Origin of the sequence: Nitrosomonas mobilis (assembly GCF_900103035.1) — a bacterium.
GTDB classification, from domain to species: Bacteria; Pseudomonadota; Gammaproteobacteria; order Burkholderiales; family Nitrosomonadaceae; genus Nitrosomonas; species Nitrosomonas mobilis.
On record NZ_FMWO01000011.1, the window covers coordinates 1 to 21,168 of the forward strand.

23 protein-coding genes and 3 tRNA genes are annotated in these 21,168 nt (G+C 47.2%); 13 read left to right on the top strand and 13 right to left on the bottom strand.

The window, feature by feature from the left end; translation table 11 throughout:
* The 4 genes from NSMM_RS00115 to NSMM_RS00130 all read right to left on the bottom strand — a co-directional run.
* Positions 1-199 (bottom strand): GTP-binding protein (locus tag NSMM_RS00115; RefSeq protein WP_245654609.1); only part of this gene is annotated, 199 nt, incomplete at its 3' end.
* Positions 200-302: 103 nt separating this feature from the next.
* A tRNA-Thr gene (locus tag NSMM_RS00120) sits at positions 303-377 on the bottom strand.
* 29 nt (positions 378-406) lie between these two features.
* Positions 407-480: transfer RNA gene (locus NSMM_RS00125), tRNA-Gly, on the bottom strand.
* Positions 481-575: 95 nt separating this feature from the next.
* A tRNA-Tyr gene (locus NSMM_RS00130) sits at positions 576-660 on the bottom strand.
* A gap of 308 nt (positions 661-968) precedes the next feature.
* Between NSMM_RS00130 and nadA the strand changes: the two genes are divergently transcribed.
* From nadA to panC, 8 genes are all read left to right on the top strand, one after another.
* Entirely contained in the window at positions 969-2,069 is a 1,101-nt protein-coding gene (gene nadA / locus NSMM_RS00135) for a quinolinate synthase NadA (RefSeq protein ID WP_090283409.1), read from the top strand.
* Positions 2,070-2,091: 22 nt separating this feature from the next.
* Positions 2,092-2,847, top strand: coding sequence for an endonuclease/exonuclease/phosphatase family protein (locus tag NSMM_RS00140; RefSeq protein WP_090283411.1), 756 nt, complete (start codon positions 2,092-2,094; stop codon positions 2,845-2,847).
* Entirely contained in the window at positions 2,844-4,013 is a 1,170-nt protein-coding gene (clsB, locus tag NSMM_RS00145) for a cardiolipin synthase ClsB (protein WP_090283413.1), read from the top strand. The genes NSMM_RS00140 and clsB overlap by 4 nt, the downstream gene beginning before the upstream one ends.
* A 128-nt stretch (positions 4,014-4,141) precedes the next feature.
* Positions 4,142-5,512: a polynucleotide adenylyltransferase PcnB gene (pcnB, locus tag NSMM_RS00150; RefSeq protein ID WP_090283416.1), complete on the top strand. Its 1,371-nt coding sequence runs from the start codon at positions 4,142-4,144 to the stop codon at positions 5,510-5,512.
* 4 nt (positions 5,513-5,516) lie between these two features.
* Entirely contained in the window at positions 5,517-6,029 is a 513-nt protein-coding gene (folK, locus tag NSMM_RS00155; RefSeq protein WP_245654610.1) for a 2-amino-4-hydroxy-6-hydroxymethyldihydropteridine diphosphokinase, read from the top strand.
* Entirely contained in the window at positions 6,026-6,667 is a 642-nt protein-coding gene (locus tag NSMM_RS00160; RefSeq protein ID WP_090283418.1) for a deoxynucleoside kinase, read from the top strand. Before folK ends, NSMM_RS00160 begins: the two co-directional genes overlap by 4 nt.
* Positions 6,660-7,484 (top strand): 3-methyl-2-oxobutanoate hydroxymethyltransferase, encoded by an 825-nt coding sequence (gene panB / locus NSMM_RS00165; protein ID WP_425412338.1) that lies wholly within the window; start codon positions 6,660-6,662, stop codon positions 7,482-7,484. Before NSMM_RS00160 ends, panB begins: the two co-directional genes overlap by 8 nt.
* A gap of 18 nt (positions 7,485-7,502) precedes the next feature.
* Entirely contained in the window at positions 7,503-8,345 is an 843-nt protein-coding gene (gene panC / locus NSMM_RS00170) for a pantoate--beta-alanine ligase (RefSeq protein WP_090283422.1), read from the top strand.
* Between the two features lie 35 nt (positions 8,346-8,380).
* On the opposite strand, the gene glgP is transcribed toward panC, so the two are convergent.
* Positions 8,381-10,936 (bottom strand): alpha-glucan family phosphorylase, encoded by a 2,556-nt coding sequence (gene glgP, locus NSMM_RS00175; RefSeq protein WP_090283424.1) that lies wholly within the window; start codon positions 10,934-10,936, stop codon positions 8,381-8,383.
* A gap of 26 nt (positions 10,937-10,962) precedes the next feature.
* Positions 10,963-11,508 carry an oligoribonuclease gene (gene orn / locus NSMM_RS00180; RefSeq protein ID WP_090283426.1) on the bottom strand — a complete coding sequence of 182 codons (546 nt, stop codon included), beginning with the start codon at positions 11,506-11,508 and terminating at the stop codon, positions 10,963-10,965.
* Positions 11,509-11,644: 136 nt separating this feature from the next.
* On the opposite strand from orn, the gene NSMM_RS00185 reads away from it, so the two are divergent.
* From NSMM_RS00185 to rsgA, 3 genes are read left to right on the top strand one after another with little or no spacing between them, the layout of a single operon-like run.
* Positions 11,645-12,913 carry a M48 family metallopeptidase gene (locus NSMM_RS00185; protein WP_090283428.1) on the top strand — a complete coding sequence of 423 codons (1,269 nt, stop codon included), beginning with the start codon at positions 11,645-11,647 and terminating at the stop codon, positions 12,911-12,913.
* Positions 12,910-13,248 carry a 4a-hydroxytetrahydrobiopterin dehydratase gene (locus tag NSMM_RS00190; protein ID WP_090283431.1) on the top strand — a complete coding sequence of 113 codons (339 nt, stop codon included), beginning with the start codon at positions 12,910-12,912 and terminating at the stop codon, positions 13,246-13,248. The genes NSMM_RS00185 and NSMM_RS00190 overlap by 4 nt, the downstream gene beginning before the upstream one ends.
* Positions 13,245-14,171, top strand: coding sequence for a ribosome small subunit-dependent GTPase A (gene rsgA, locus NSMM_RS00195; RefSeq protein ID WP_245654611.1), 927 nt, complete (start codon positions 13,245-13,247; stop codon positions 14,169-14,171). The genes NSMM_RS00190 and rsgA overlap by 4 nt, the downstream gene beginning before the upstream one ends.
* An 11-nt stretch (positions 14,172-14,182) precedes the next feature.
* Here rsgA and NSMM_RS00200 read toward each other — a convergent pair whose 3' ends face one another.
* Positions 14,183-14,644: an FKBP-type peptidyl-prolyl cis-trans isomerase gene (locus NSMM_RS00200; RefSeq protein ID WP_090283432.1), complete on the bottom strand. Its 462-nt coding sequence runs from the start codon at positions 14,642-14,644 to the stop codon at positions 14,183-14,185.
* A 256-nt stretch (positions 14,645-14,900) separates the two neighbouring features.
* On the opposite strand from NSMM_RS00200, the gene NSMM_RS00205 reads away from it, so the two are divergent.
* Both NSMM_RS00205 and NSMM_RS00210 read left to right on the top strand, forming a co-directional pair.
* On the top strand, positions 14,901-15,572 hold the full coding sequence (locus NSMM_RS00205; RefSeq protein WP_245654612.1) for a BON domain-containing protein: 672 nt from the start codon (positions 14,901-14,903) through the stop codon (positions 15,570-15,572).
* A gap of 10 nt (positions 15,573-15,582) precedes the next feature.
* On the top strand, positions 15,583-16,971 hold the full coding sequence (locus NSMM_RS00210) for an FAD-binding oxidoreductase (protein ID WP_090283435.1): 1,389 nt from the start codon (positions 15,583-15,585) through the stop codon (positions 16,969-16,971).
* A 148-nt stretch (positions 16,972-17,119) separates the two neighbouring features.
* Here the strand turns inward: NSMM_RS00210 and cyoE are convergent, their stop codons facing one another.
* The 6 genes from cyoE to NSMM_RS00240 all read right to left on the bottom strand — a co-directional run bounded on the left by cyoE (position 17,120) and on the right by NSMM_RS00240 (position 21,155).
* Positions 17,120-18,016, bottom strand: coding sequence for a heme o synthase (gene cyoE, locus NSMM_RS00215; protein ID WP_090283436.1), 897 nt, complete (start codon positions 18,014-18,016; stop codon positions 17,120-17,122).
* Between the two features lie 79 nt (positions 18,017-18,095).
* Complete coding sequence (locus NSMM_RS00220; RefSeq protein ID WP_090283438.1) at positions 18,096-18,677, bottom strand: hypothetical protein; 582 nt, start codon at positions 18,675-18,677, stop codon at positions 18,096-18,098.
* Positions 18,649-19,377 (bottom strand): SURF1 family protein, encoded by a 729-nt coding sequence (locus tag NSMM_RS00225; RefSeq protein ID WP_090283440.1) that lies wholly within the window; start codon positions 19,375-19,377, stop codon positions 18,649-18,651. The genes NSMM_RS00220 and NSMM_RS00225 overlap by 29 nt, the downstream gene beginning before the upstream one ends.
* A 124-nt stretch (positions 19,378-19,501) precedes the next feature.
* Entirely contained in the window at positions 19,502-20,365 is an 864-nt protein-coding gene (locus NSMM_RS00230) for a cytochrome c oxidase subunit 3 (RefSeq protein ID WP_090283442.1), read from the bottom strand.
* Positions 20,366-20,391: 26 nt separating this feature from the next.
* Positions 20,392-20,595, bottom strand: coding sequence for a DUF2970 domain-containing protein (locus NSMM_RS00235; RefSeq protein ID WP_245654613.1), 204 nt, complete (start codon positions 20,593-20,595; stop codon positions 20,392-20,394).
* 32 nt (positions 20,596-20,627) lie between these two features.
* Positions 20,628-21,155 (bottom strand): cytochrome c oxidase assembly protein, encoded by a 528-nt coding sequence (locus NSMM_RS00240; RefSeq protein WP_090283444.1) that lies wholly within the window; start codon positions 21,153-21,155, stop codon positions 20,628-20,630.
* Positions 21,156-21,168 lie beyond the last annotated feature (13 nt).

Consider the following 21,168-nt stretch of genomic DNA (forward strand, 5'->3'; position numbering starts at 1 on the left):
GAGAGGTATTGATGGTGATTCCGCGCGCGCGCTCTTCTGGCGCAGAATCTATCTGCGCATAGGATTTTATCTCTCCACCATATTTGTTCGTCAGCACCGTCGTGATCGCAGCAGTAAGTGTCGTCTTGCCATGATCCACGTGTCCAATCGTCCCGACATTTACATGTGGTTTGCTTCGCTCAAATTTACTCTTAGCCATACTTTCCTTCCTCGTTTTAACACCACATCAACCAATTCAACCCCATACTCTTTTATTTTAGCTCGCCAATCCAAAACACACTGCGCGTACCAGAAAAAATACATGGTGCCCATGGCCAGGATTGAACTGGCGGCCTCTCCCTTACCAAGGGAGTGCTCTACCACTGAGCTACATGGGCAAACTACTCTAATGCGTACGCCCTTCTGATGGAGCGGGTGAAGGGAATCGAACCCTCATCGTAAGCTTGGAAGGCTTCTGCTCTACCATTGAGCTACACCCGCTCATGACTATTTTTTTGTGATTAAGCCACTAGCCTAGCCAACTTGCGCCCACAAACATAATGTAAACACTATATGCCAACATCAATATCATATTATGGTGGAGGGGGAAGGATTCGAACCTTCGAAGGCAGAGCCGTCAGATTTACAGTCTGATCCCTTTGACCGCTCGGGAACCCCTCCAAAATAGTCGAGCATTATCTATGTTTTGCAAACCCAAGTCAATGATAAGTGAATTGCGCCGAGATAAACTATAGATTTGCCAAGCTAGTGTTAATGAATTTCAAACCAGATGGATATTCTGAATCGGAACCGGCGCTGACGCCTGGCTGAAGCGTAAAAAAGTTATTGCGCAAGGCGAGCACGATTAAGCACGAAACGTCATCTGATCAGAACAGCCAAACCAGACAACGATCTGAAGCTATACTTCAAGGCTTAATACCGTCAACTATACTGTATGAGTAACTTTACAAATTTAATCTGGATCGATTATGCAAGCAAATGCTAAGGATTTTGAGAAATATGAATTGCTGCAGGATGCAATATGCACAGAGCGCATCATTGCGGCCAAAAAAACGCTCGGTAAACGAGCCGTCATTTTGGCACACCATTATCAGCGTGCGGACGTTTATCGGCACGCTGATCTCACTGGCGACTCACTTAAGCTTTCTTTTCTAGCGGCGCAGACGGATGCCGATTATCTGGTATTTTGCGGAGTACATTTCATGGCCGAGGTAGCCGATATTTTATCCGGTCCTGAGCAGATATCGATTTTGCCAGATCTTTCAGCTGGCTGCTCCATGGCAGACATGGCAGACCTTGGCAAGGTCGAGCGCGCCTGGCGCGAGTTGGGAGAGGCGCTCGATCCCGATGAAATGGTCACGCCAGTGACTTATATCAACTCCAGCGCGAATCTCAAAGCTTTTTGCGGCGAACACGGCGGTATCGTTTGCACATCCAGCAATGCCGTTAAAATCCTGCAGTGGTCGTTTGGCCGCCGTGAAAAAGTGTTGTTTTTCCCGGATCAGCACCTGGGGCGCTGGAGTGGCCACAAAATGGGATTGCTGATGGAAGAAATGTGTGTCTGGGACTTCGACCAGCCTATGGGCGGTCTGACACCCGAGCAGATCAAGAATGCCAGAATTCTGCTGTGGAAAGGCCATTGTTCCGTGCATCAGATGTTTCAGCCCCAGCATATTCTGCGCTTTCGCAATCAGTATCCGGACGGCCTGGTAATTTCCCACCCAGAATGCAGTTTCGAGGTGTGCAGCGCGTCCGATTATGTCGGTTCAACCGAATATATCATCAATACCATCAGGGACGCCAAGCCGGGTACTCGCTGGTTAGTTGGAACCGAACTGAATCTGGTCGGGCGTATTGCGGAAGAATTCAAGGCGAATGGAAAAATAATCCAGTTTATGTCTCCAATGGTCTGTATGTGTTCAACCATGGCGCGGATCGATCCGCAGCATCTGGCCTGGACGCTGGAAAACCTCGTGCAGAGGCAGATCGTCAATCAGATCAAAGTGCCCAAACGCGAGGCGAAACTGGCAAAACTGGCGCTAGAACGGATGCTGGATGTTTCGAAATAGACCAACGGACTTTATGTCACTCATGTCGAATAAAACGCTGCACATCGCCACCTATAACATACACAAGGGTCTATCCTGCTTCAACCAGCGCGTGATATTGCACGAATTGCGCGATCGCTTGCGTGGCCTCGGCGTGGACATTATTTTTTTGCAGGAAGTCATTGGTGCGCATTCTCGGCTTGCCTTCCGCTTCCAGAATTGGCCAGAAATTTCCCAGTATGAGTTTCTGGCAGATTCCATCTGGCCAGATTACGCTTACGGCAGAAACGCCGTCTATGATCATGGCCATCACGGAAACGCCATTCTCAGTCGCTTTCCCATCTTGCGTTGGGAAAATGAAGACATTTCCGCTCATCGCTTTGAAAGCCGAGGACTGCTTCACTGCGAAATTGCCATTCCGGGATGGGAAGATACGCTGCACTGCATTTGCGTGCATCTAGGGCTATTCAGACGCGGGCAGGGGCAGCAGCTCCAGGCAATGGAGAAACGTATCCGGCAACTCGTACCCGCCAACGCTCCTCTCGTAGTGGCGGGCGATTTCAATGACTGGCGCGGTACAGCAAACCGACTACTGCCAGATCGCCTGCAACTCACCGAGGTTTTTCAGCACGCGCACGGCAAGAGTGCGCGCAGCTTTCCCTCTTTTCTACCATTGCTGCGCCTGGACAGAATATATATCCGCGGCTTTAATGTAAAACACGCGCGTGTTTTACAAAACCGCCTCTGGTCAGGTATCTCGGACCATACGGCATTGTCGGCCAACATTGAACGCCTATGAATGTACCCGAGTTTGTTGAGGGCAATCAACTCAGATTGTTGCATACAGGTACCGAATACTTTCTAGCGTTGGAAAAAGCGATAGACCAGGCCACGCAAGAAATTTTTCTCGAAACCTATATTTTTCAGGATGATTGCGCTGGGCAGCGCATCGCTGCTGCACTGGTACGCGCAGCCGGACGTGGGGTAGCCGTACATGTACTGATCGACGGTTTTGGCTCGCAGTATTATCCTGAGGAGAACATTCGCAAGTTATTGGAAAAAAGCGTACAGCTGCTGATCTACCGACAGGAAATATTCTCGCTCCGCCTGAAGCGCCAGCGGCTACGGAGATTGCACCGCAAACTGGCTATTATGGATGCCAGCATCGCTTTTGTAGGTGGAATCAATATCATTGATGATTTTTCAGGGCCAGATATCACTTCGCCACAATTCGACTATGCAGTCGAAATTCGCGGACCTCTGCTACAATTTATTCACGCCGCCGCACGACACTTGTGGACACTGGTTGCCTGGGCCCACTTCAAAAAACGCTGGACAAATTATGCGCCGGTTATAGGGCAGCAGCGCCCTGCGGGCAGACAACGAGCCGCTTTCGTGATTCGGGACAATTTACGCAACCGGCGCAATATCGAGCACTGCTATCTACAGGCAATCGAATCCGCCAATAGAGAAATTCTGATTGCAAATGCCTATTTTCTACCTGGTATCAATTTCCGCCATGCCCTGATAGAAGCAGCACGACGTGGTGTCCGGGTCGTGCTGCTGTTGCAGGGAAAAACAGAACATCTCGTTCAGCACCTTGCGACTCGCGCGTTGTATGGCAACCTGCTGGCGGCGGGAATTCACATCTACGAATACCGACACGGCTATTTGCATGCCAAGGTTGCCGTAATCGACCAGTGCTGGGCTACGGTGGGTTCGTCCAACATCGATCCGCTCAGCCTGCTGTTGGCTCGTGAGGCCAATGTCATTATCGATGATCACGAATTTGCCCTGCAATTGCGCGACGGTCTACTGCAAGGTATGAAAAAATCGTACCCCGTATTACGCTATAGTTGGAAAAAACGCTCAGGGCTAGCGCGTTTGATCAATTGGCTATGTTACTATTCTGTCAGGATTGTGCAGGGAATGCTGGGTTATGCGCACCAAGAGTACAAACTCTAATGACCTTTTCTTGATTTCGTTTAAAAATAAACCCTTACCACGTGTATAATCATTCAACTCAACCAGCTCTACTTCTAATACATTCAAGCTACTGAAGAAGAAAGATCACTTTGTAAAATCCTCAAGGCATGATTCGTAAATTTCTGCGCCGTATTTTTTCTTCAGATACTGACACGCCCTCCTCCCGAAAAAATTTTCGTGCCATTGCGTTTGCTGAGCACTGCATCTCCCGCGACCATATCAGCCGCAGTTCGCTGCGGGTAGCGCAAACATTGCAGCAGGCAGGATTTTCTGCCTATATCGTTGGAGGGGCGGTACGCGACCTGTTGCTTGGGTTAAAACCCAAGGATTATGATATTGCAACTAACGCCACTCCAGAAGAAGTACGTGGATTATTCCGTCGCTCCCGCATCATCGGTCGCCGCTTCCGCTTGGTTCACGTTATCAGCCGTAATGAGACTGTGGAAGTTTCGACTTTCCGTGGTAATACTGGTCATGATCTTCCCCAGTCATGCCCCGCGGGCACTCAAACTGATGCTGACGGAAGATTACTCCATGACAATATTTTCGGTAGTCAGGAAGAAGATGTCTTGCGGCGCGACTTTACTATCAACGCCCTTTTTTATGACCCAACAACTGAGGAAATCATAGATTATCTTCATGGTTTCGAGGACGTCAGAGCAAAACGCCTGTCAGTTATCGGCAATCCGGAACAACGTTTCCGTGAAGACCCAGTACGGATGTTGCGAGCAGTGCGCCTTGCTTCCAAGCTGAGCATCCAGATCGATGATCGCACCGCCGCCCCCATCGGAGATCTGGCGCCATTGTTGAGAAATGTACCACCTGCGCGTTTATTTGACGAAATGCTGAAATTGCTGTTCTCAGGCCACGCACTTACGGGTGTGCTTGATTTACGTACACGCGGCCTTCACCACGGACTGCTACCGATGCTTGATGTCGTGCTGGAGCAGCCATTGGGGGAGCGTTTCATTACCTTGACACTGAAAAATACCGACGAACGTGTCCGGCAAGATCAACCGGTCGCGGTAGGTTTTCTTTTTGCCGCATTGTTATGGCATGAAGTTTTGGCCGCTTGGCAAGTGCGGGTCAATGCTGGCGAACCTTCAATTCCCGCATTGCATCAGGCAATGGCAGAAATCCTGTCTGCGCAGCGTACTCGACTGGCGATTCCTCGTCGCCATGACAGCATGATCTGCGCCATCTGGTCAATGCAACCACGATTTTACGCACGCGCCGGACGAAAGCCATTCCGCTTGCTGGAACAGCCCTATTTTCGGGCTGCTTACGATTTCATGCTGTTACGCTGTGAGAGCGGCGAAATCGAGCCAGAAATCGCACAATGGTGGCAAGCATTCAAGAATGCTGATCAAGCTACCCGAGAGAGTATGCTGGACGCGGAAACCATCCCTAAACGACGCAGAAAAAGTCGCAGCCGACGTAAAGATGTCGCAAACGAAAAAACAATTATTTCCCAGTAAATTCATGTCGGGCACAATGCTACCAGAAGCTGCCACACAAGTTTTCATCGCGCTCGGCAGCAACCTTGACGATCCATCCGCACAAGTCGAGCGAGGCATGCAAATGCTGAATACTCTTGAATACACGAAAATTATGAAGCGATCGTCACTCTACTGCAGCGCTCCCATCGGCAGGACCGACCAGCCGGATTTCATCAATGCTGTCGTGCAGGTGGAAACGCGCCTCACGCCACATGCCCTCCTGACAAGCCTGCTGGCAATCGAACAGACTTGTGGTCGCGTGCGCACTTACCGTAACGCACCTCGCACTCTCGATCTGGATATTTTGTTATTTGAGGATCTACAATGTAGTGATGCAGACTTGGTTCTGCCGCATCCGCGCATGCACGAGCGCGCTTTCGTACTTCAGCCTTTACTGGAAATTGCCAATGCGTGCCACATTCCCGGGCAGGGCAACGTTGCAGACTGCCTGACTACTTGCGTACATCAATCCTTGGAGCGTATCCCCCCGTCATGAATCTTAAGCATTACCGCTACATTGTCATCGAAGGCGCCATCGGTACCGGCAAAACCAGTCTGGCCCGTAATATTGCCAATCGGCTCAATTGCGCTACGCTGCTCGAGCAGCCCCAAACCAATCCTTTTCTGCAGAATTTCTACAGTGACATGCCTCGTCATGGGCTTTCTACACAATTATATTTTCTGTTTCAGCGTCTCGAACAGCTCGATACCATCCAGTTGCAACAGGAAAAGAGACATGCCATCGTCAGTGATTTTTTGTTCGACAAGGATCAGATATTTGCCGAAGTCACACTGGGCGAGACCGAGCGCGAGCTTTACCAGAAGATCCGGCAGCGCCTCGATCTTGACCTGCCCATACCCGATCTGGTGATTTACCTGCAAGCCACCCCGGAAATTCTGCTTAAGCGCATCAAACAACGCGGCCTCCCGATGGAAAAAGGGTTATCTGAAGATTACTTGTGGCGACTAACCGAACGTTATCTACGTTTCTTTCATGTCTATGACCAAGCGCCAGTGATGATCATCAACAGTGAACATCTTGATTTTGCCCATCGTGAGGCTGATCTCGATCTGCTGCTCACCCGTATCGAACAGATGCGCAGTGCTCGCGAATATTTCAATATTAATGAGTGACATCGCCATGGAGGAAGCAAGCAACAAACGTCGCACCCGCGAGCACCTTCAACAGAAATATCAATCTGGCGAAAAAATAGCCGTACTGACTTGCTACGATGCAACCTTTGCAAACGTACTGGAAAAAGCTGGTATCGATATCCTACTGGTTGGTGACTCACTTGGTAACGTCATTCAAGGCAAGCCCGATACCCTGTCGGTCTCGCTCGAAGACATGCTCTACCACACGACATGTGTGGCGCGCAGCACCCACAAAGCATTCATCATTGCCGACATGCCTTTTGGCACGTTCCAGGTATCTCCTCAGGAGACTTTCACGCATGCGGCACGCCTGCTCGCGGCTGGCGCACAAATGGTCAAGATTGAAGGAGGACGCCACATGGCGGAGACGGTCGATTTTCTTACCAATCGTGGTATTCCAGTATGCGCTCACATCGGCCTGACACCGCAGTCTCTACATCAACTAGGGGGCTATAAGCTACAGGGGAAAAAAACGGAAGATGCGCAACGCCTGCGTGAGGATGCCATGGCTCTGCAGGAAGCGGGGACTGCCATGCTGGTAATGGAGATGATGCCCGCCACTCTTGCTGGCGAAATTACCCAACGGCTCTCCATTCCAACCATCGGTATTGGCGCCGGATCAATCTGTAGCGGACAGGTTTTGGTATTGCATGACATGCTCGGCATCTACCCGGGCAAACCGCCACGCTTCGTCAGAAATTTTTTGCAGGATACAAATTCCATCCACTCAGCAGTTGAAGCTTATGTTCAGGCAGTCAGATCAGGAATGTTTCCTGCGAACGAGCACGCCTTCTAGCGACAAAAAAGATACCCAATGGAAATCATTACCTCGATAACTACCCTACGGGCGCGGCTGCAGGCTGAAACATCGATTGCACTGGTACCTACCATGGGCAATCTTCATGCCGGGCATCTGTCGCTGGTACGATTGGCTCAGCAACACACAACCTGCACGGTCGTCAGTATTTTTGTCAACCGCCTACAATTTCTACCCCATGAAGATTTTGACCGCTATCCGCGTACTGCGGTAGAAGATTGTCAGCTGCTAAAGGAAATGGATGTGAACATTGTTTTCATGCCGGATGAAAAAACTCTCTACCCCGTTCCGCAGGAGTTCCGCCTGACATTACCTGCTATGGCGGACACTCTCGAAGGAGCTTTTCGACCCGGTTTTTTCAATGGCGTCATGACCGTGGTACTCAAGCTATTTAATATTACGCAGCCACAGGTGGCGATTTTTGGTAAAAAAGATTATCAGCAGCTACAGTTGGTTCGTCAGATGGTCGAACAGCTGAATCTGCCAATTGAAATCATTGCAGGCGACACTATCAGGGCCGAGGACGGCCTCGCGCTCAGCTCACGCAATCGATACCTGGATGCCGCTGAACGACAGGAGGCAAGCCGTCTCGCTGCTGTCCTCGCGCAGATCAAGAACAATATTGCCAGCGGAGAACGAAACTTCGGTAAACTGCGGCAGCAAGCATCACAAACACTTGCTGCACACGGCTGGCAAAGCAACTATATTGCGATCTGCAACCAGCAAACCCTGTCACCGGCAATTCCCGATGATGGGCATCTGGCTATCCTGGGTGCGGCCAGACTTGGTCAGACCAGACTGATAGATAATATTGAATTCAGTATGCCAGCAGCCGAATAAAGCAAACATTAACAACTGGCTGTAACATTACCAGTTCAGACCCACAGCATCAACCCCATTTCCAAAGAATGTACCAGCATAGGATGACAAGGATAGACACGTAAATAATACTGCTGCCTGCCGCACAGTACCGGCGCATGCGTCAATTCAAACTGGTGCTCTTCCGCACCGAGTTTGCCGGTACATTCGAAGCGGAAATGTTTGAATCGGTCCAGCCTGGTCTGATTGTACTGGCGCGAAATCAGTAATTCCACGAATACATCCTCCGGCTGCAGGCCATTTAACTGCACAGCCACCTTGAAATGAATGGGCTCACCAAAGGACAATTGCTGACTAGGGCTATCCAGCCGACGGATATTGACTCCACCCCAGGCGGAAAGTACTTTGGTTTTCCAATCGGCAACCTCTTTTGCCACTGCATAGCCGTCATTCTCATAGCGTAACCCTTGCTCGCTGGCGCGAATATAAAATTTTTGTATATACTCATCAACCATGCGCCTCGCGCCATAGCGCGGCAGCAAGGAAATCATCGAATGCTTGGCCTTCTTCACCCAGCCAGTAGAATATCCAGATTTACCACGATCGTAGTAAAGCGTAATAACCTGATCTTGAAGTATTTCATAAAACGACCGGCTCTCTTCCGCATCGCGCATCTTTGGATCCACGTCCTGTGCTACTGGTTTGATCCCCCAGCCATTGGTACCGTCAAACCCTTCTCCCCACCAGCCATCGAGGATGCTCAGGTTAAGCGAACCATTGATACCAGCCTTCATTCCGGATGTGCCACTCGCTTCCAACGGGTAAATCGGACTGTTCAACCACACGTCAACACCGGCAACCAGACGTCGCGCAAGTCGCAGATCATAGCCTTCGACCAACAGAATCCGCCCCACAAATTCCGGCATCGCTGCCACCTCACTGACGCGCCGGATTAATTCCTGCCCTGGAAGATCAGCGGGATGCGCCTTACCCGCAAAAATCAGCAATACGGGGCGCTCCGGATCAAGCAGGATTTCCCGTAACCAGTCGAGGTTCTCGAATAGTAGCGTCGCGCGCTTATAGGTGGCAAAGCGACGTGCAAATCCCAGAGTCAGGACATTCGGATTGATCGGATCGGCAAATTTTAGTAAGCGATCGAGATGAGCATCAGAGCCGTGATTGCGAATGTTCTGTTCGGTCAGGCGCGCACGGATACCATAAAACATTTGTGACTTCAAAGTTTGGCGAATGCTCCAGAAAACATGATCAGGTATTTTCTTAATGGATGCCCAGAATTCACCATCACATAGCTTGTTGCGCCATTCGGGACTCAACTGACGATCAAATAGATCCACCCACTCCTGCGCAAGAAATGTGGGGATATGCACGCCGTTAGTGATGTAATCGATCGGATTCTCCTCCGGCTCGATTTGCGGCCAAAAATCCCGGCAAATTTGAGCAGACACTCCACAGTGAATCTTGCTGACGCCATTATGCATACGTGACATGCGAATCGCCAGCGCAGTCATATTGAAATCATGATTATCTGCCGTACATCCGAGCGCCATAAATGTTTCGCGAGTGATACCAAGCTCGTGATAAAAACTTTCAAAATATTGCTGCATCATCGCTTCGGGAAAATGGTCGTGCCCTGCCGGTACCGCAGTATGCGTGGTAAATACTGTCTTTACCGCAACAGCTTCGAGCGCACTAGGAAAATCCAACCCCTCACGCACCAGATCACGCGCACGTGCCAGCATCATGAAAGCCGCATGACCCTCATTGCTATGCCAAACTGTCGGCTTGATATTCATCGCTTTTAAAGCTTCTACCCCACCCACACCCAGAATGAGCTCCTGTTCGATTCGCATGGCCGGATCTCCACCATAAAGCTGATAAGTGATCAAACGGTCACGTTGTGAGTTCTCAGGAATATCCGTATCCAGCAGATATAAAGGCACATGGCCTATTTGTGCTCGCCATACCTTGATCGCAACGGCTCGACCCGGAAAATTGACCGACACCCTGACCTCTGTTCCGTCCTCCTGTAATACAGGAATTACCGGCAAATCATCGAAATCCCAATCGGTATGGGTTGCCTGCTGATTACCCTGTCCATCGATCGTCTGAAAGAAGTAACCTTGCCGGTATAACAGGCCAACCGCGACAAAAGGCAGGCAAACATCACTTGCCGCTTTGCAATGATCCCCAGCCAGAATACCCAATCCACCGGAGTACACCGGCAGGCTTTCATGAAAACCAAATTCAAAGCAGAAATAAGCAATCTGATCGCGCGCGCCAATTCCTGGTATAGCCTGATGGCGCGCCGGTTCCGAGTGATAGGAATCAAAAGCAGACAAGACGCTGTTGTAATTGCTGAGAAAGGTGGGATCCTCTGCTGCCGCGATCAGCAGTGACTCATCTACCCGCTTAAGAAAAGCCTTGGGATTATGCTCAACCGCCTCCCAAAGCCGCGCATCCAACCGGGAAAAGAGCGCGCGTGTCGCACGATCCCAGCTATACCAGAGATTGTTCGCCAACTCCTCCAGGCGAACCAGCCGCTCGGGTATTCTGGGATTGACGGTCAGTGCATAAGTTGTGCGTTTTTGCATGGGGTTGTCTCCAATTATTGATAAGCTCAGAGATTGAGCAAATGCAAGCGATAGTACTTGAGTTCCTCAATTGATTCATAAATATCCGCCAGCGCCTCATGCTTGCTTTCCTTGTTGAATCCAGATGTAATTTTCGGCTTCCAGCGTTTGGCTAGCTCCTTGAGTGTGCTGATATCCAGATTGCGATAATGGAAATGTGCTTCCAGTGCTGGCATATAGCGCGCAAGAAAACGCCGATCCTGACAAATAGAATTGCCGCACATCGGCGAGCTACCCTCTGGGACATGCTCCTGCAAAAAAGCCAGCATACTGGCTTCCACGTCCTGCTCGGTCAATTTAGATGACTTAACCTTACCGATCAACCCGGACTTGGTATGGGTCGATTGATTCCATTTATCCATTCCTGTCAGTACATCATCGGATTGCGACACAACCAGCACGGGGGCCTCTGCTACTTTATTCAGTTCAGAATCAGTAATGACCAATGCTACTTCTATAATGCGATCAGTCTGTGGATTTAGTCCAGTCATTTCCATATCTATCCAGATAAGGTTGTTGCTATCTTGTGCCATAATTAGTGCCCATGAATTTTAAAGAGTGAATCGTGTCATATTGGCAAGTAGCCGTCTTGTCGAGGTTCTTTAACGAGACTGCCGCTGTTTATCAAAAATATTCTCATTTCCACAACTCATCGAGATTTTCAGACATATGCCCACTTTTACAATTTTCTTCGTATCAGTATTTTGCCTGACCACTATGCTTCAACTATGGCTGGCAACGCGCCACAAGCAACATGTCATCGCCCATCGCGAACAGGTGCCCGCAGCGTTTGCCACGCAGATCAGCCTGGCTGAACACCAGAAAGCGGCTGATTATACTTGTGCCAAGGTAAATTTTAGTTATTCAGGCATTGTACTGCATGCTGTTTTGCTACTGGTGCTTACCCTTGGTGGCGGATTACAGCTTATTTACAATTTCTGGCTAAACTGGTTTAATGATCCGCTGACACATGGTATGGCGCTTATTCTCAGTACTGTTGGGCTATTGAGTGTAGTGGAAATTCCTTTTAGCTACTATCGTACTTTTGTCATCGAACAACATTTCGGTTTCAACAAAATGACGCCAGGCATGTTTTTTTCCGACCTGATCAAGCATTATGTACTCGGCCTGCTATTGGGTACACCATTGTTACTATGTGTCTTATGGTTGATGCAACAGGCCGGCGAAAACTGGTGGTTTTACACCTGGCTGATCTGGATTGGCTTTAATCTATTGCTGCTGGCAGTGTATCCTAACTGGATTGCCCCATTGTTTAACAAATTTTCACCACTGAAAAATGATGCGCTCAAATCACGTATTGAAAGTTTGCTAAGAAAATGTGGCTTTGAATCCAGCGGCTTGTTCGTAATGGACGGTTCTCGGCGCAGTAGTCACGGAAATGCGTATTTTACTGGCTTTGGCAAAACCAAACGCATCGTTTTTTTTGATACCTTGCTCAATCGCCTGGAAGCCGCGGAAGTCGAAGCCGTACTTGCGCACGAACTGGGTCATTTCAAACGCCGCCACGTTCTCAAACGGATTGTGCTTTCATTCGCCATGAGTTTACTACTACTGTGGGCGCTGGGGTATCTGATGCAACAGCAATGGTTTTATACTGGGCTGGGCGTTCCGGTCACGGCCGTTCCGTCAACTGCGATGGCCTTGCTGCTATTCTTTCTGGTCATGCCGGTGTTTTCCTTTCTGTTGCAACCTTTGTCAAGTCTGTATTCACGCAAACACGAATTTGAAGCAGATGAATATGCCGCTCAGCATGCCTCGGCAGAGAATCTAACTAAGGCATTAGTCAAGCTTTATCAGGATAATGCCGCTACACTGACACCTGATCCGTTGCACTCTGCCTTTTATGATTCGCACCCACCGGCAGCAATTCGCATTGCCCATCTCAATAATCTGCAATCAATAGGAGCAACGGTATGACGGATATTTGTAATTTGAGTGAGCGCCGCTGTCAACCTTGTGAAGGTGGCGTTCCTCCGCTAAATACAACGACAGCAAACGATCTACTCGTGCAATTGGATGGATGGAAAATTATTGACAACAAAATCAGCAAGACCTTTTCATTTAAAAATTTTTACCAGACCATGGCTTTTGTCAATGCAGTAGCATGGATTGCCAATCGTGAAGATCATCACCCTGACATGATGGTCAGCTATCACAGTTGTCAGGTAATCTACTCAACACATGCCATTAATGGATTATCAGAAAACGATTTCATCTGTGCTGCAAAAATTGATGCATTGCTGATCATTTGAAGCCTGCAAAAAATAGCGTAACCAGCTCAGCAACCACTCCTCGTCCAGACCTTATCACCGGACAGGTGACCGCAGCATACGGACGACGTTTTGAAATAGAGACAAGCACGAGTAAGGTTTATTCCTGCATCATGCGCGGCAAGAAACATGACGCCACTTGCGGCGATCAGGTCGAATTTTTCCCGGTTGCGATTGATCAGGGCGTGATTGAGACCATTCTGCCACGCACCACTTTGTTTTATCGCTGCAACAGCTTTCGAGAAAAGCTAATCGCTGCCAATGTGACACAATTGGTATATGTGCTTGCAGCCGAGCCAAGCTTTAATCTGGAGCTACTTGATCGCTGCCTGATTGCGGCGCAGTATCAGAAAATCCGACCGCTTATCGTGCTCAATAAAACCGATTTAGACAAATCCACGCAAAAAGCCGCGCAATATTTACAACTCTATCAAAAACTCGATTACCCGGTACTTGCAATCAGTGCAAAAAAGAACGCTCAACCACTTATTCCCTATTTATTGAATCACACTAGCTTGTTCGCAGGTCAATCCGGCATGGGGAAATCCACGTTACTCAATGAAATTATTCCAAAAGCACGACAATCCACTGCTGAGATTTCCACCGCACTCGACAGTGGACGGCACACAACAACGCATACTCGTCTGTTTCACCTGAACGAAGTCAGTCATATCATTGATTCACCTGGTTTTCAGGAATTTGGGCTGCAACAAATGGATCTGGCTGCCCTAGCATGGGGATTTATCGAGTTTCGGACTTTTCTAGGCAAATGTCAGTTTCGAAACTGCCGTCATTTTAACGAGCCAAGATGTGCACTTCAAGAGGCCATGCGTAACGGCTCCATTGAATCGAGACGCATGGCCAGCTATCAGAGACTAGCTGAAAGTCTGGATAGCAGGGCTTGAAGCTGCAAGAATCAGTTTTCTAACCCAATCAACTCCACATCAAATACTAGCGTTGCATTTGGTGGAATTACCTCGCCCGCTCCCTGAGCACCATAACCCATGGAGGGAGGAATAATCAAGGTACGTTTTCCGCCGACCTTCATCCCCTGCACGCCCTGATCCCAACCTTTGATGACACGGCCAGAACCTAACAGAAATGAAAAGTGGCTTGATCGATCATGAGAGCTGTCAAATTTTGTACCTTTCTTATCCTCAGCAGCCGCATCATACAGCCAGCCGGTATAATGCACCTTGGCCGTTTTGCCAACCACAGCCTCCTCGCCATTACCAATGTGCACATCAGTCTTTTCTAGTGTCATCACATCTGAAGCGGTATGTGCTGAAGCCGCGTGCTCCTTGTAAGCCTGCAAATTAATGGAAAACAATAAACTACCTACGAATACCAAACCAAGAAAAGCTCCTTTTTTGTTCATCTTTATCCTAAAAATTAAAAATATTTTCAATAATTACATTAGCAAGCAGCACCCAGCAGCTCTAAAGCACTACCCGAATGTGCCAATATGTCATAGACTGTTTATACTTTCAAGTATTACTTATGGCGCACAGCACAACCTGAATTAAGTCAATTTAAACCAACGCCATCAACCTGATCTTTAATCTGGTAAGTATTTATTATTGCCAAGCTTAACTGACGCTCAGTGTAGACTACCTAAGTTACAAATTACCTGCATGAAAACATTTTCACATCACCGCATTCCCCCATTGGAGTTCGGTTCTGAACCGGTAAAATGCAACTACCATACAAGCTCCCATTTTATGCAAAAAAATAGATTTAAATTTTTCTCCTCGTTTTTATTCTTGATCCCTATCTCTGGTTGTGTACCGATGATTATCACTGGTGTAGGCATCAGTGCAAGCACTGGTGCCCTAATGACCGAAGATCGTCGTAGCAGCGGGATTTTCATCGAGGATGAACGAATTGAGCTTGTGACAAGCCGTAGAATTAATAAAAGATTTAATGACAATGTGCATGTAAACGTAACCAGTTTTAACCGCAACGTGCTATTAACGGGAGAAGTCCCAACTGAGACGGTAAGAAATGAAGTGGTCAAACTGGCGATGGGTGTAGAGAATGTCCACAATATCTTTAACGAAATCGCAATCGCACCCAAGAGTCCTTTGCCTTCCAGAAATAAAGACACCCTGATCACAACAAAAGTTAAATTGCGGTTTCTCAACAACGATGTCTTCCAGATCAATCACGTCAAAGTGATTACTGAAAACTGCGTGGTTTACCTCGCAGGATTAGTTAAGCGTGCCGAAGGAGAAAAGGCAGCCGAATTAGCCAGCAGCACATCGGATGTTATTAAAGTTGTAAAAGTTTTTGAGTATCTTGACTAGATCCAGTCACATGTTAGCTTCTGGTTTTATTAGCGCGCTGGAGAAATTTATCCCCTCCGACCAGTATTATCTTGATCCTGCAGATTGCTATGCTTACGCATACGACAACAGCAGAAAGATTTTTCCACCTGAATGCGTCATCTTCCCGCAGACGACTGAGGAAGTTTCCCAATTAATTAGTTTATGCCGGCTTTATCAGGTACCTGTCACTGCTCGTGGCCGTGGAACAGGCACGGCTGGAGGCAGTCTGGCGGAACAAGGCGGCATTGCCTTGTCTATGGAACGAATGACTCGGATTATCAGAGTCGATGTTGCCAACCGCGTGTTGGTTACCGAACCCGGCGTACTCAATGAAAACGTGCAGTTTGCTGCCAAGCCACACGGGCTTTTCTGGCCACCAGATCCTTCAAGCGCTGCCTATTCCACTGTCGGTGGCAATATTGCGACTAGCGCCGGCGGGCCTCACGCCGTAAAATATGGAACAACACGCGATCATGTCCTTGGTTTGACCGCAGTCATCGGAACAGGAGAAATTATCCAAACTGGTTGTTACACAACAAAAGGAGTAGTTGGTTATGACCTCACTCGCTTGTTGATCGGCTCAGAAGGCACACTTGCCATCATTACCGAAGCCACTCTCAAATTAACACCCCTTCCCGTCGCAAAGGGTGGCCTTACCGCTCACTACCGTGACAGTGTTAGTTGCGCACATGCTGTCGTAAACATCATGAGACATGCCCAAGGACCAAGCGCGCTCGAATTTCTAGATACCGGCTCACTCTCCCTTATTCGGTCAAGAAATCCAGAGATAGCCCCGGCCGCTTCACATGCCATGCTGATGATTGAGATTGACGGAACAACAAAGGAAGTCGAGAACATTACGGAGCAACTGCTTCTAGCATGTCAAAATGATGGTCTGCTAGAAGCCTCAGCTTGTACCGACATAGATCAGTTATGGAAAGCTAGAAAAACATTATCGCCATTGCTACGCGACATAGCGCCCAAGAAGATTAATGAAGATATCGTCGTACCTATCAGCCAAGTTACCAATCTGTTGACTGGACTAGCACAGCTCAGTAATCATTACAAACTCAAGAATGTTAATTTTGGGCACATTGGTAACGGCAACATTCATGTCAACCTGTTGATAGATCCAGATGATTCACGCGAGCTTGAAAGAGCTAACGCTTGTTTAAACGAAATTTTCGATCTCGTCATTCAGTTGCAAGGCACGTTATCGGGTGAACATGGCATAGGATCAGAAAAACGAGCGTACATTAACAAAGAGTTAAGCAGCACAACAATTGAATTGATGCAACGAGTGAAGCAGGCTTTTGATCCAGATAACATCTTAAACCCAGGGAAAATTTTTCCACAGGCAAGTTTATCCTCTAAGTAAATCAAAATCAGATAACAACTTTACCCAGGAATCTGTCGGACTTAAGACTAATACTACGCCAATGGGACAACGGCTCATATTTCCTCATTTTCGTTCTCCTACTTGGCTCACTACGATTATACTTAAATACTTAAGCCCGACCGGACTCCTAGAAGTAAAAATAATGATCTACTAATAAAGCTGCAAACAGAATTGCCAAATAAAGTATAGAAAATCGAAAAGCCTCCCTGGCAATCTGATCCGTATAGTCTAAATAAATCTTGACTGCGTAATACAGAAAAACAGCATCCAGTATCAACACACTTATCAAATAAATTAAACCACTCATTTGAGTAAGGTAGGGCAGAAGCGTTACAATGCATAATATGATTGTATACAGCAATACATGTAAGCGCGTAAATGCGTCGCCGTGTGTCACTGGCAACATGGGCATACCAATTTTGGCATAGTCAGATTTGCGATAAAGTGCCAGTGCCCAGAAATGAGGTGGTGTCCAAGCAAAAATAATCAAAAATAGTAACAATGCATCAGCTGAGATTTCTCCTGTTACTGCCGTCCACCCCAGGACCGGTGGCATCGCACCCGAAGCGCCGCCAATCACGATATTTTGTGGAGTTAATGGTTTGAGTATTAATGTGTAAATAATCGCATAGCCAACAAAAGTACCTAATGTCAGCCACATAGTCAATGGGTTGACCCACTGATACAGTATTAGCAGTCCTGAGCCGCCAACCAGTATCAGAAAAAATGATGTTTCAGGTACGCTGACTTTACCTTGTGGTAACGGTCTGCCCTTTGTACGCGCCATAACTGCGTCAAACTTATGCTCCACCAAGCAGTTCAACGCTGCCGCCGCACCAGCTACCAGAGAAATACCGACCGTGCCTAGAATCAGGATGTCGAGTGGCACGGCTCCCGGAACGGATAAGAGCATACCAATGATCGCTGTAAACACAATCAGCGACACCACTCTTGGCTTGGTTAATCGATAGAACTGCACCACTCTCGCAGAAGCATCTTCCCACGTTAATGAATTTGTAACCATCACACTCTCCTTAGGCAATTATCATTTAGCTTAACAAAGCAATCATTAGATTTTTGACAAGTCACGATATATTATTAACCTAGTGCTCCATATGAGATAATTTTAACAGCCGCTTTAAATCGCCAATCATCTTTTTCGGATCTGGATCTTTAGGATATCGCATCATTAGATGTCCCATTGGATCTATCACATAGATATGATCCTGCTGGCTTTCTATATAAGGAAATTCTGATAACAGATCTTTGTTCTTGGCCAGCACAAGCTGAGTGCCCTCGTATTGATCAATGAGGAGAGAATCAGGGATAGCATTATCATTTATCAGCCACACCCGTTCTACACGATCCTTGTCGACATGTGTTGCCAAGCGAATCTGCCGCATCAAATAAAGTTTATCCTGACAAGACTGATAACAGTTTCCAGAATCAATCATTAATAATGTCCACATTCCTTTCAGCTGTTTTACTCTAAAGATCGTATTATCTTCCAGATTTGTCGCATCGCCTTCTATTCGTTTCAGTTTCAATAACTCGCCATAATTAACGGTACCTTCCGGACGCAAGTTATAGGTGTGGAAGATATAAGAAGCTATCACTGGTGACAATATCATCAGTATTATCAGGATTAGCTGTAATCTACCCCTGCGGTTTTTTTCGTTTGACATTAAGTGCAATATAGATAAAAAAAGTCGCCACTGCCAACGAAAACCATTGCACGGCATAGCCAAGATTTCTGGATGAGCCAGAATCAGGCCGCTTCCATTTTCTGACCAGACCATCAGTTACCCAATCCGGGTTTTCGTCCTGAAGCAGCATAATCGGCTGAAGAATAATATTGGTCATTCCTTGATAACGCTCCAGGTCAAAATTCTGCCAAACCTTTCCACTTACCTGATTTTCTGAAAGTGCAATGGTCTTAACATTTGGAGCAACTACTGTGCCAACAATATCGATATATTCAACTGGAGTGTTTATTTCAGGTAAATTCATCCTGCTCGCTTCTGCCGCAATCCAGCCGCGATTAACTAACACATGCATATCACTGTTTTCAATACGTAATGGCGTCAAAACATGATAACCTGCAACCCCACCGTAAACTTTATTATCCAGCAAAATTGTTAGTTCTGGCACTAAGTAACCGTGCACTTCAGCACGACGGTATTTTATGCTTTCAAGATCTACTAGTGTTGTCGGTATCGCTATTGCAGGTTGCTTTGCATATGTCTCCAATTGCAAAAACTGAGCTTCTTTTTCCTCGGCTCGTGATAGTTGCCAATAACCTAATCTGATAAATAGTGCCAGCGCAAGTATCGCAATGAATGACAGCCACAAATTAGGTCTGAACTGATAATTCGAGTTTTTCACTTGTTACCTGCCAAACCCAGCATTGAACACCAACCCCGACATGGCATAGTCAATTTTTACTATGCCATGTCGAGTTATATTCACACAGAATATTTATATCTTTTACGTTTCTAGTTTGCTTGAATTAAACCAAATAAACAAATATAAACAAACCCAACCACACCACATCCACAAAGTGCCAATACCAAGCCACGCCTTCAAAACCAAAATGGTGCTCCGGTTTAAAATGACCTGCTGCACTTCTGAAGTAAATTACAATCAGCATGATCGTACCAAGCGTCACATGAAAGCCATGAAAGCCTGTCAGCATATAAAAAGTCGAACCATAGGCTCCGCTGGTTAGCTTGAGATTTAAATCAGCATAAGCATGGCCATACTCATAAATTTGGAATCCAAGAAAGGTTACACCTAATGCAATTGTTGCCAACATCCACAACTTAAGTCCGCTGCGGTCGTTTTTCTGCAGCGCCCAATGTGCAAGGGTAATCGTAACGCCAGAGGTCAAAAGTAAAAGCGTATTTATCGCCGGTATTCCCCACGCTCCCATAGGAGTAAAATTATCTGCAAAACCGGGACCTGCAGTCGGCCAGTCGCCCGTGAAATCCGGCCATAATAAGGCATGATCCACGCCGCCGACACCCTCACCCGCTAACCAGGGTATGGAAAAAGTCCGCATGTAAAACAAAGCCCCGAAAAACGCAGCAAAAAACATCACTTCCGAGAAAATGAACCATGTCATTCCCCATCTAAAGGACCTGTCTTCCTGGGCATGATAAACACCCTTCTGACTTTCACGTATTACTTCTCCAAACCAACCAAATAACATGAAAACAAGTATGGCAAACCCTATTCCGAGCAAACTATATCCCAACGGCAGTTTGTTCATCGTGAGTGCCGCACCAAACCCCATAAACACCAATGCGGTTGAACCTATTATCGGCCATTTAGATGGCGCTGGCACATAATAATGCTCTGTTGCTTGACTCATATTTCCCCCTAAATTTAATTTCTACTTCAACTTGTTACAATACGTACGAGCAGAATCAGGCCCGCAATAAATATTAAACAACCGACGATACCGCCTATGACCGCCTGCAACAACGTTATTTTGACCGCATCATTCTCGAGATCACCCTGTTTTCTAATGCCGATAAAAGAAAAGAAAACAGCCTTTGCTACTTGCATTACGGTTGCTTTGTCGATATCGCCATCGCTCAATGTTAACTCCTGTCGTTTTGAATCTTACTAAGTCAATCCTTCATCAGCGAAAAAAATGTATATGACAGTGTAGCTGTATGTACGTCTTTAGGAAGCTCGGGGTCTATTACAAATCTAACAGCCATTTGTCTAGTTTCCCCACCCTCTAGCTCCTGTTGAGTAAAACAAAAACACTCAAACTTTTTGAGATATCGCTCCAGATTCCTGGGGCTGTAGCTTGGAATAGCCTGGCCCGCTTGAGTTTTATCTGATTGATTACTGATTTCGTATATAACTTCCGCTGATTTACCAGGGTGCACTTGTATGGCGGACTGTAAAGGCCTAAAACTCCAAGGCAATCCACGTACATTTGCATCCAGCTGAATATTGATTATTCTGGTTTCATCAACCTTTGCGTTTTTATCCAACACATCGGGCTGTTGTAATTCATATATTCCCGTTACCTCACAAAACTTCTCGTAAAGAGGCACCATCGCATACCCAAAACCAAACATCATCACACTGAAAACCAACAGCTTTCTCAGCATTTTTACATTAATCCTGGGCTCGTCTAGTTTCATTGCTTGGAGGTAA